This window comes from Pseudomonadota bacterium, assembly GCA_026388315.1.
Lineage (GTDB): Bacteria > Desulfobacterota > Syntrophorhabdia > Syntrophorhabdales > Syntrophorhabdaceae > MWEV01.
Window position 1 is genome coordinate 1 of record JAPLKA010000124.1, and the last position, 11,431, is coordinate 11,431.

Below are 11,431 nucleotides of genomic sequence, written 5' to 3' on the forward strand. Positions count from 1 at the left end.
CCCAGCACATCTTTTGCCTTGGCACCGCTATATATCTCAAGGGCTCTGTTCCAGAGAATGACGGTATGGTCTTTGTCGATGGCAAATTGGGGAATTGCAGATCCTTCTGCAATAACCGCCAGTTTATCTCTGCTTTCCAGTAATGCAATTTCTGCCTGTTTGCGTTGGGTGATGTCCTCTGTTGTGCCCTCATAGTAGAGCAGTTGACCGTTCTCATCATAAACAGAACGGGCATTGATAGATGCCCAGAAGGTGCTCCCGTCTTTTTTTCTCAGTTGTAGTTCAAAGCCTGTTACTACACCCTTTTCTTGAATGATATGGAGAAACTCATCACGCTCATCAGGATTAACATAAACCTGCCTGCCAATATCTGTGACGGTCTCTATTATCTCTTCCGGTGAACTGTATCCGTATATGCGTGCCAGTACAGAGTTGACGGTAAGAAAACGTCCATCAGGTGTTGTCAGAAAGATACCTTCAACGACATTCTCAAAGATGTTGCGGTATTTTTGTTCGCTCGTACGCAGAGCATCTTCTGCTCTCTTGCGCTCGGTGATGTCGTGTGCAAATATGGTTACCCCGGATACGTTTCTTTTCTCGTCAAAAACGGGGGAGCAATACTGTTCGAAAAATCTCCCCAACCGGGTGTCTTGAAAATAAACCGGTTCGCCTGTATCAACAACTTTCTCGTATTGCTCTTTTCTATAGCGTGCTACATCCGGTGGGAACCAGTCGTACAGGCATGTGCCCACAAACTCCGGGACGGTTTTCCCTAATCTTTGTGCGCCTACCACATTGGATAAAAGTATGGTACCTTTGGTGTCAATAAGCACCATGCTTTCATGAACCGCGTCGAAGAATGCCTGGATCGTCTTTTCTCTTTTCTTCAGATTCTCTTCAGCCTGTTTGCGGTCTGATTCTGATTGTTCCGGTTCCTGGATTCTCTTTTTTAAGGTGGATATTTCTTCGAGCAGCTCCGCATTTGTCTTGCCTTGGTCGTTCACCTGGTATCCCTATGACGATAAATAGAGCCGAAATGTATCAATATATTAAGAATATTATCGGATATCCATTGAGGTGTCAAATGCTAATTTATGTGAAACAATAAATGACATGGATAACCGGGTTCATATTGGTTTTTATGCAGGGCAACGTGAGCCCCGGCGATAGATTGCATGAGAACCTTAAGGAGCTACTGCCCCGAATCGTTATACTCCGGCGATTCGGGGCAGTCACATCATCTCACAAGGTTTGACAGGATCAGAACGGTTGCATAAGGGAACAGCATCAGGATTATCATAGAGATCACATATGAGGGGAGGTAGTACATGCTTCCCCTAAAGACGGTTCCGATAGAAATATCCTTCGCCATTCCGGCTACCACATAGCAGCAGATACCGACAGGAGGCATGATTGACCCCATTGTGGTAACAATACATATCATCTGCCCGAACCATATCGGGTCGTATCCCATTGCCATGACGATCGGGTAGAATATTGGGAGCGATACGAGCAGAAAAGCGAGGGCATCCATGACACAACCGCCTATAATATAACACAATATAATGATCCACAGAAGCATCCAGTTAGGCAGGGGGAGGGAAGTGATAAAGTTTGCCGCCTCAAAAGGCAGCCTCGTGACCGCCAGGAAACGGCTGAATAGCACAGCTCCCGCAACAATCATAAATACAAGGCATGAGATGCGGAGCGTATCGACTATTGATGCCTTAAAGCTCTTCCACGAAAGCTTCCTTCTCACCAAACACAATATAAGACCAATAGCGCAACTTGCCGCTGCCGCTTCTGTTGCAGTTACTACACCGGTAAAAAGGGCATACATAATGATTACAAAGAGGATAAAAATATCGAGAAGATCCGGGAGGGCCTTAATCCTCTCCATCCAGGTACTCTTTGGTCCCCTTGGGCCCCAATCCGGATGACGCCAGCAAATATAGAATACAGTTGCGGCAATTAAGACGGTAAGTATCGCACTCGGTATTACATTCCCGAAGAAGAGTTTGCCGATAGATTGACCTGTATAAATCCCATACACAACAAGAACGAGGCTTGGCGGTATGAGAACGCCAAGGGTCGCGCCGGCAGCGACAGCGCCCGCATTGAGCTGAGGATGATAGTTATACTTTTTCATTTCCGGTATCGCTACAGTACTCATTGTGGCAGCAGTAGCGGTGTTGGAGCCGCTTATTGCAGAAAAGATTGCACATGCCATTATTGTGGTAATGGCCAAACCACCTTTATAATGGCCAAACCATTTATACGTGGCATTATAGAGACCATGGTTGTAGCCTCCATAATGGGCGAACTCACCTACCAGGATAAACATAGGGATAACGGTAAGCCCGTAGCTCGAGAAGATATTCCAGAGGTCTGTCCCGAGCATGCCGAATGCTGCCTCGAAGGAGGTCACATACGCAACACCCAAAAACCCGATCATGGCCATGACAAAACCGGCCGGTATCTTGAGCAGGAACAGAACTGCGAACATAATAATAATGCCGATTACACCAACAATTGGTCCGTCCATCCCTACTCCTCCTCTCCGAACAGTTTTTTCAGAAAATCAACAAATGCAGTGAAACTCAACATGGCAAACCCTATAGCTACGGCAAAGACAAAGGGGTAGAAGGGAATCTTTAATGTCTCCGAGACTTCCCGGGATTCGCATATCTTTATTCCCCAGACATATATCTGCCAACATGCAATTCCGAAAAAGATCATTATGATCAGGTCTGCTATTTTATCGATGACGATTTGGAGTTCCTTGGAAAATTTTTCGGTTAAAATATCCACCACAATGTTGGATTTGGTTTTCTGGGTTAAGCCAAGGGCAAAGGCGATTACAACTGCCCCGAGAAAGGATACGATTTCATAGGCACCCCTGTAAGGTATACTGAATATTCGCAAAACCACATTCCCGGTAGCAAGCAGCATAAGGGCCATTACTGCGATGCCGCCTAAGATTATCAGAATCTTGTTGAGAAAATCATTAAGTGTGTCAAGATACTTCATCGTTACCTCCATGCATGGACAGCTTCTTACACGGTTTGTTTATTCTGGTGCAAATGCAGAAGGTACCTGACCCGCAGGCACCTTCTGCATTGTCTCGCTACTTATAAACTTTTTCGTACTTTGCTTTTAATGAATTGATATCTTTGATGATCTGATCACCGGGCAGACCCAGCGCGTTCGTTTTCTTTACATATCCATCGATGATGGGCTGCATGAGTTTCGGGATCTCTGCATATTCGCTTTTCGGGAGTTCAAAAACCTGAAAGTCTTTGTACTTCTGCTTTGACCAGGTAAGGGCTTCCTTTACATGGTCATCAACATATGTTCCTGTCCATAAAGCCTGCTCACGCCTCATATCGTCAAAAATCTTCTTCACGTCGGCGGGCAGGGCATTCCACTTGTCTTTATTCATGACGACGGCAAAGGAGACAACCTGAAGGTTTACAAGTGTTACATAGGGCGTGTAGGCTGCATAGTTAAAGTCTTTGAGGACTTCCATGGAAGAAAAATTACCCTTCACGACACCTTTCTGGAGTGCCTCGGGCGTATCAGACTGCGGCATGGCAATGGGGCTGCCGCCTAATTTTTTCAATACATCCACGGAGGTACCGGACACCCGTATTTCCATTCCCTTAAGATCTTTTAAGGCCTTCACGGGTTTACTCGTCATTAAATTTGCAGGCGGACAGGTAAAGAGTGTCAGCAGTTTTACTTTCTCAAATTCTTTGGCATTGTATTTTTCAATAAGATCGAAAAGGACAAGGCTCGCTACCCGCGCGTTAGCAAACCCGACCGGAAGATCGACGGCTTCCGAGATAGGGAAACGTCCCGGCTGATAACTCATGGCAAAGTTTCCGATATCGGCCATTCCCGATATGACTCCGTCAAAAATGTTCTTGGCCGGCAACAGTGTCCCACCCGGGAAGGTCTGTACCTTGACCTTTCCACTTGTTCTTTTCTCCACTTCCTTTGCCCATCTTTCCATCTGGACACATGGAAATGTGGTTGCAGGAGGGAAATTGGCATACTTGAGCGTGATAGTTGCCTGGCTGTATGAATGCTGAGGTATTACCAGATTTACACTGCACAAAAAGGCAATAGCAAAAAACACTAAAAATATTTTTTTAATACTCATGAAATACCCCCTAATTTTTTTGTTTTAATGCGTTTTTAATTCTCGTACCAATTGCGAAAAGCCCTGAATATCACCCCCTTTAAAAGGGTTTTCCTAAAAAATCTATTTTGTATACAGTATCCAAAAATGTATCCATTCTACAGTTTTTACTGTATGGATACGCTTTTGTCAAGAAGATTTTAGAAAACCCGGCATCGTGGTGTCAACCAATACAGTATTGATAATAAATGATTTTATATTAGACATACGTCATCAAATTGATTGGTTTTTGAATATCATCTTTTCCGCAACTCTATATGCTTCTATCAGGCTGGACGGGTCGGCCATGCCTTTTCCTGCAATGTCGTATCCTGTACCGTGACCGGGAGAGGTCCTGACAAAAGGCAACCCCAGCGTTATATTTACCGTTCTGGCAAAATCGATTGTCTTAACCGGTATGAGTCCCTGGTCATGGTACATTGCAATATAGGCGTCACAATCGACCCTGTGGAACAGTGTGTCAGCCGGGAACGGGCCTTCTACGTTCGCATTGAGTGATTGCGCCACCTCTATCGCCTCCCGTATCATGGTCTCTTCATCGCCCATGATGCCCTCTTCACCTGCATGGGGGTTCAGTCCGCACACTTTAATATACGGTCTTTCCAGCCCGAAATATGTTTTCAGGGAATTGTGAGTAATCAGAATGGTTTTTGTTATTCTTTCGACAGAAAGGGCATGCGGCACCTCTTTTATCGGAATATGGATAGTTACAAGGGAAACGCGCATACTCCTGTTTACCATCATCATCACATAATCTTTTACACCGCTATAATGGGCAAGCAATTCTGTGTGTCCGATAAATTCTATCCCTGCTGAGTTGATCGATTTTTTATTGATGGGGCAGGTTACAATTGCCGAAACCTCTCCGGCAAAAAGAAGCTTTAATGCTTCGATGATATATTTGTAAGAGGCTTCGCCATACCTCGGGTCGCTTCTCCCGAATTGTACTTCCTCAATTAATCCGAGGTCTATAAATTCAGCGCCTTCTGTGCCTCCCTCTTTGAAATTATTGAAACATGGCGCGTTGCTGCCAAATAATTGCTTAGCCACAATGCCCATTACATGGCTATCACCAATGACTACGGGGGTAGTTTTCTTGCTCAGTTCCGGAAGGGATTTCAGGATAACTTCTCCGCCAATCCCGGCAGGGTCCCCCATGGTAATGGCAATTCTTTTCAGATTTTGACCTCGATATATGCCGACTGTTTTAATTTTTCCATGTATTCTTTATACCTTTTTTCTGATTCTACAACGACAATACGCTCATGGATTTTCCCCTTAACATCATCAAATGGCAGGGTATCTCCTTTTTTCACCTCTGCCAGCCGTAATACATGAAATCCGTAAGGAGTGGTAAGTATCTCCGTATAACCGCCCGGCGTGAGCGTACCTATTGCTTCCTTCAACCCGGGCACAAGCTCCCCTTTCTTCACGTAACCAATGTCCCCTCCGTGGGAAGCAGAAGGGTCCTCGGAGAACTTCTTCGCAACCTCATCGAAGGGTGTTCCTTCCTTGAGGAGGTTGTAGGCGGCAAAAATCTTTCGTTGTGCGTTTATTGTCCTGTTGGAGATGAATATCTGCTGAAGCTTGTACTCTTCATCCCTGAATTCATCGGTATGTGCCTCATAGTATTCTTTGAGGGTCTTGTCTGTGACAATAACATCAGGGGATATTACCTGTGCCATTACCCTTCCCCGGAGTGTATTCGTCCTGATACCTTCGTAAAAATCTTTATAGTTTATCCTTTCCTCTTTCAGCTTACTCTTCAACTGTTCATCGTCTATGAGGTATTGTTTCTTGATATTCTCGACAATTCTATCCACTTCTTTGTCAGATACATTAATCTTTAATTTCCGTGCCTGCTGCTTGATAAGGATGCCCTCGATAAGGGCGGATATTTTTTCCCTTAACTGGATATTTCTGAAGTATTCATTTACCGATACATACTTACCCTGCGTCTCGATCTGAACGTACTTTTCCGCTTCTTTCAACGTCAGAATATCATCATTAACGATGGCGATTATTCTGTCGACTATTTCGCAGAAAGAAATTGCCGGAAAACAGAAAGTAAAAACAAGAAAAATTACTGCAATAAAACGGCTCATTTCTTTGGTTGCGGTGCCCCCTGGGCTTCCGGTTTGTCTTGTTTCTCTGGTTTCTCCGGTTTGTCTTGTTTGTCCGGGGCCCCGGCCTTATCTTCTTTCAGTAGTGCTTCGTTTATTGTTATTTTGGCAGACTTCTTCAGGCTGTCGATATATTTTTCGAGCAATTCCGACTGTTTTTCCTGGAGTATCTTTTGTTTAATGAAGTCCTTAACCTCATCAATAGGCACATATGCAGGGGGCTTGGTCCCTTCGAGTCTGATAATATGGTACCCGAATTGCGTTTTTACGATACCACTCATCTGGCCTACTTTGGTTAATTTGAATGCTGCAGTTTCATATTCAGGGACCAGCGAGCCTTTCGGGAGGAAGCCGATTTCTCCTCCTGTTGCACCGGCATTAGGATCAATAGAATATTTCTTTGCAAGCTCGGCAAAATCTTCTCCTTTTATGAGCCTTCCCTGGACCTGTTTTGCCTCTTCCTCTGTCTTGAGGAGTATATGCCGTGTATTTATCTCTCTTTCCCGTTTAAAATTTTCCTTATTCGTCTCATAGTATTTTTTCAGATCGTCGTCGCTTATTTTTGCATCGGCAGCAATCTTTTTCTTCAATAATGACTCTATAAGGAGTTGATCTTTAATGTCGGCAAGTCTTTCCTGGAATTCCTTTTCAGTATCCATCTTTTCTTTTCCGGCCTCTCTCAAAAGCAGCTTTTTAACGATTAACTTGTCCAGATAGCTCTTTTTGCCACTCTGGGTTGCAACAAGCATCTTCATGTTCACCGGTATTCTGTCGAGTTCTTTATTAAACTCCTGTACTGTCATTTTATCGTTATCAATGGTTACCAAAACCTTACCGTCCTCTTTTTTGGCACAGGCACAGACAAGGAGGAGGAGGGAAAGGCAGATACATAATTTCTTCATTGTTTCACCTCATTATAGTTTAGACTGTCTGCGATAAGCTTAAAGGGGGTCAGCACATGTATATATAAAACCGACAGTCTCGTATTTTTCGTGGCTGAATGCTGAGCGCCAATAGCAAAACGCTGTCTTTTTATATCACATGGAAACAATCTCCATCAACATATTTCTTGTTAATAATATCAGTTCTTCCGCTTTCTTATCGGTTTCCATGATAATCCTCCCGTCTGGCAGGAGCTTTATTCTATTGCCATCACCCTTTACGAGCTTCAGCATTCTCTCCATATTGAGCGGGGTATGTTCTGTGACATGAAAAACAAGCTGCTTTGCTGAATGCTCTACCTTCCTGACCTTAATCTTTGAGAGGAATATCTTTAACGATATGACCTCAAGGAGGTTTTTCAAAGGTTTCGGCACATCACCATACCGGTCTTTCAATTCTTCCGTAATGTCTTCCAAGGCATCTGTTTCTCTTATCTTTGAGAGTCTTTTATAGGTGAGTAACTTCTGGGAAGGTTCTTCCATATAAGCATCAGGAATAAAGGCGTCAACGGGGATATTGATTTCCGTGACAAACTCCTCCTCTATTGTTTCCACCTTATTTTTTAGTTCCCTGATGGCCTCTTCCAGCATATTACAGTACAACTCAAAACCGATGAGGTTTATATTGCCCGATTGCTCCTTCCCGAGCAGGTTGCCTGCACCCCGTATCTCAAGATCATAGTTCGCAATATGGAAACCCGCTCCGAGCCCTGTCATTTCCTCGATAATCTTGAGTCTCAACATGGCATCTCTCGTGAGGACTTCGTCTTTGGGGACAAGAAGGTATGCATAGGCCTGCCTCGTGCTCCTCCCTACCCGGCCTCTCAACTGATAAAGATCGGCAAGGCCTAATCTGTGTGCATTGTTGATGAAGATAGTATTTACATTCGCTATATCCAGGCCTGATTCGATGATATTCGTCGACAGGAGTATATCGTATCTTTTATCGATAAAATCGAGCATAATCTTTTCAAGCTTGCCTCCTTCCATCTTCCCGTGGGCAACGGCAATCCTTACATCGGGGAGCAGCCTCTTAATGTGTTCATAGATAACACCTATGTTATGGATGTAATTATGCACAAAAAATACCTGACCGCCCCTCTGAAGTTCATTCCAGACCGCCTTTTTTATCAGATCATCTTTGAATTTGACGACATATGTCTTCACGGCAAACCTGTCTAACGGGGGGGTATTGATAATACTCAGATCCCTTATGCCTGATGTAGCCATATAGAGCGTCCTTGGAATCGGTGTTGCGCTCAGGGTAAGGACATCAATATTTTTTTTCATCTGTCTCAGCTTTTCTTTGTGTGTTACCCCGAACCGGTGTTCCTCGTCTATGATAAGGAGTCCTAAGTCCTTGAACAGGAGGTCTTTCTGTAAAAGCCTGTGGGTTCCTATAATAACATCTATTATCCCTTTTTTTACTTCCTCCACAATCTTCTTCTGCTCTTCCTTTGATCTGAATCTGCTCAGCATCTGCACATTTAACGGGTAGTCTTTGAAGCGTTCGCAGAAGGTCTTGTAGTGCTGCTGGGCAAGGATTGTTGTGGGAACGAGTATGGCAACCTGCCTGTTTTCCATGACGACCTTGAACGATGCACGTATCGCCACTTCAGTCTTCCCGAAACCCACATCCCCGCATATGAGCCGGTCCATTGGCTTGAGCCTCTTCAGGTCATTCAATACGTCTTCGATGGCCTGTGACTGACCCTCTGTTTCTTCATACTCAAAGCGCGACTCCATTTCCCGGAAAAGCTCGTCTTCATGGGGATACGCATAGCCTTCTGCCAATTCACGTTCTGCATATATCTTTAAAAGCTCTTTTGCAATATCCTCTACATATCTTTTTACCTTGCTCTTCGTGTTCCTCCAGTAATGGGCGCCGAGTTTATCTATTTTCGGTTTTTGTTTTTCTCCGCCGATATATTTCTGCACAAGACGGAGATCGTCGATAGGAACGTACAGTCTGTCTCCATCCTGGTATTCCAGGAGAAGAAAGTCCTTTGCAAACCCGCCGATGCTAAGGTGCATAATCCCCTTATAAACCCCTATGCCATGTTCAATGTGGACAACCCATTCGCCTACATTCAGGTCTTTGAACGAGTTGAGGAATTCATCAAACCCGTCCCATTTTTTCTTAACCGCCCTCTTTTTGGGGCCCGTAATGTCTTCTTCCGTGAGGACAATAATGTCTTTTGCCCTGAACCCCCTCCGCAGCGGCCCTATAACTATTCCCCATTCCCTTTCTTTCCGGTCACATGAAATTTCTTCAAGGACAGGGAGAGAGAGATCGTAATTACGAAAGATTTCTTTCAGTCTCTCACCCTGGCGAAGGTTATTTGCAAATACATACACGTACCGGTAAGTATTCCACCCGACCCTGAGTTTTTCCGACAGTATTTTAAAAATCTCTGCCTTATTCATCTCAAAAAGATGTCTGAGGTCTTCGTTTGACAGCGCTTCTATAACATCATCCTCGTCCTCTCCATGTACCCCTGAAACATCTATATTAAGATTTGACAGAAGGGTTTCTGTTAACCTCTCTGCCGGAAATGTATTGTCCCCGTCTTCCTCAAGGATGTGCATGATATAATCAAGGCCTTTATGAACAAAAACCATTTTGCCTTTGAAATAATCCAGCAATGTAATGTTTTTATTTTTAATAATTTTCGCCGGTGAGAGACTGGCCTTCTCGACTTCGTGGCCTGACCTCTGTGTTATTGTGTCAAAATAACGTAACGAGAGTATCTGATCACCGAGAAATTCTATTCTCACAGGCTTTGTATATGACGGGGAATAAACGTCTATGATGCTTCCCCTTTTTGCATATTCACCCTCTTCCCTTACCAGGGAAGCAAGTTCATAGCCATTCGCATCCAGGTAGTCAATAAGCTCTTCCTGAAAAACAGTATCGCCGAATTGAAGGTCTTTTGTATTATCTTTTATGGCTTCCGGTGCTGTAAGTGAATGTTTGATAGCGCTATAAGGGTACAAACCAATGAAATCATCTTCAGAAACAAGGTGCGAAAGGAAACTTATCCGTTTTGTTTCATCCTCTTTTTCAAAGACCCTGTCTGTATAGAGCGGGAAAAGACATATATCCTTTTTGGAGAAAAACTCTATTTCCTCCTTTAATAATATCGCCTCATCCTCTGAGTCATAAAAGACAACCGTTTTTCTCCGGGCACTTCGGGCACTGGAAAGCAAAAAAGAGATGAAGGAACCGATTTTTCCGGTTACATAGATAAAGCCTGTTTCTTTGAGGTCAAACATGAGGTTTTTTTATTGATAAGGGTCAGGGAGAAGGTTCTTGTTCCTTTTATATTCTGTGAGGACAAGGTTGATGAAGCTTTTGTCCGGCTTACGTTTTTCAAATAAAATGGTTTTTAACTTTGCAGGGCCTACATGGTACGCATGAAGTGCCATGGTGATGTTATCGAAGTCTTCCACAAGTCCTGAAAACAGGTGAACCCCTATCTTTATGTTTTTATCAGGTTCATCGAGCGTCTTTGGTCCACCCCATTGCATTCCTATATCCCTGGCAATAAACTTTGCAAGAGATGGTTTTACCTGAAGAAGCCCTCTTGCACCTTTTGAGGAAACCGCATTGTGTTTGAAATTGCTTTCTATTTTTACTATGGCAAGTATGAGCCTGTAGTCGACCCTGTAATCTTCCGATTCTTCGTAAATCATCTTTGCAACGCTTCGCAGTTTGTCTTCTGCTATTGTAGCATCTTCTTCTTTCATGTGGTCTGCTATCTTCCCTATAACCGCTTCCTTTGCATTCATAGCACGGTTATTAGTCAGAGGGAAAGAACCATTTAACGTTGCGTATGTAAAAAAAAACATTACAGCCATGGCACCGATTGTTACAAGTATCAGTTTTTGTTTGGTTTTCATAGGAAGCTACTTTACAATAAAAACGTAGTATAAGTCAAATTTACAAGGAAAAGGGGCGGAAGGACTTCTTTTTCATAAAATTAATTGATTTTTCTTCTTCAATTCGTTTAAAATGTGTTTTCAAATCTATTTAAGAGAGGGGTTTATGGAGATAAATATAAAGAAGGAAAAAGGTGTTCCTTTAGTCTCAGTAAAAGGCAGGATTGATGCAGTCACGGCGCCGGATTTTGAAAAGGATCTTTCTGATCTGATCGAAAGCG

At 43.6% G+C, this 11,431-nt stretch carries 9 protein-coding genes; all 9 read right to left on the reverse strand.

Annotated features, from left to right (window positions below):
• Positions 1-1,004: PAS domain S-box protein (locus NTX75_17960; protein MCX5818102.1), on the reverse strand; the 1,004-nt coding region annotated here is incomplete at its 3' end.
• A 233-nt stretch (positions 1,005-1,237) separates the two neighbouring features.
• Entirely contained in the window at positions 1,238-2,545 is a 1,308-nt protein-coding gene (locus NTX75_17965; protein MCX5818103.1) for a TRAP transporter large permease, read from the reverse strand.
• Positions 2,546-2,547: 2 nt separating this feature from the next.
• Complete coding sequence (locus tag NTX75_17970; protein ID MCX5818104.1) at positions 2,548-3,030, reverse strand: TRAP transporter small permease; 483 nt, start codon at positions 3,028-3,030, stop codon at positions 2,548-2,550.
• 97 nt (positions 3,031-3,127) lie between these two features.
• Positions 3,128-4,165: a TRAP transporter substrate-binding protein gene (locus tag NTX75_17975; protein ID MCX5818105.1), complete on the reverse strand. Its 1,038-nt coding sequence runs from the start codon at positions 4,163-4,165 to the stop codon at positions 3,128-3,130.
• A gap of 252 nt (positions 4,166-4,417) precedes the next feature.
• A complete protein-coding gene (gene pdxA / locus NTX75_17980; GenBank protein MCX5818106.1) occupies positions 4,418-5,368 on the reverse strand; it encodes a 4-hydroxythreonine-4-phosphate dehydrogenase PdxA in 951 nt (316 codons plus the stop codon).
• Between the two features lie 11 nt (positions 5,369-5,379).
• Positions 5,380-6,309, reverse strand: a complete 930-nt coding sequence (locus tag NTX75_17985) for a peptidyl-prolyl cis-trans isomerase (protein MCX5818107.1) — start codon at positions 6,307-6,309, stop codon at positions 5,380-5,382.
• A complete protein-coding gene (locus NTX75_17990; GenBank protein MCX5818108.1) occupies positions 6,306-7,229 on the reverse strand; it encodes a peptidylprolyl isomerase in 924 nt (307 codons plus the stop codon). Before NTX75_17990 ends, NTX75_17985 begins: the two co-directional genes overlap by 4 nt.
• Positions 7,230-7,364: 135 nt before the next feature.
• Entirely contained in the window at positions 7,365-10,544 is a 3,180-nt protein-coding gene (mfd, locus tag NTX75_17995) for a transcription-repair coupling factor (protein ID MCX5818109.1), read from the reverse strand.
• Positions 10,545-10,553: 9 nt separating this feature from the next.
• Positions 10,554-11,171, reverse strand: a complete 618-nt coding sequence (locus NTX75_18000) for a lytic transglycosylase domain-containing protein (GenBank protein MCX5818110.1) — start codon at positions 11,169-11,171, stop codon at positions 10,554-10,556.
• Positions 11,172-11,431 lie beyond the last annotated feature (260 nt).

Coding starts and splice junctions, on each gene's coding strand:
- NTX75_17965 (MCX5818103.1), bottom strand. CDS start 2,545: ATGGACGGACCAATTGTTGGTGTAATCGGCATTATTATTATGTTCGCA.
- NTX75_17970 (MCX5818104.1), bottom strand. CDS start 3,030: ATGAAGTATCTTGACACACTTAATGATTTTCTCAACAAGATTCTGATA.
- NTX75_17975 (MCX5818105.1), bottom strand. CDS start 4,165: ATGAGTATTAAAAAAATATTTTTAGTGTTTTTTGCTATTGCCTTTTTG.
- NTX75_17985 (MCX5818107.1), bottom strand. CDS start 6,309: ATGAGCCGTTTTATTGCAGTAATTTTTCTTGTTTTTACTTTCTGTTTT.
- NTX75_17990 (MCX5818108.1), bottom strand. CDS start 7,229: ATGAAGAAATTATGTATCTGCCTTTCCCTCCTCCTCCTTGTCTGTGCC.
- mfd (MCX5818109.1), bottom strand. CDS start 10,544: ATGTTTGACCTCAAAGAAACAGGCTTTATCTATGTAACCGGAAAAATC.
- NTX75_18000 (MCX5818110.1), bottom strand. CDS start 11,171: ATGAAAACCAAACAAAAACTGATACTTGTAACAATCGGTGCCATGGCT.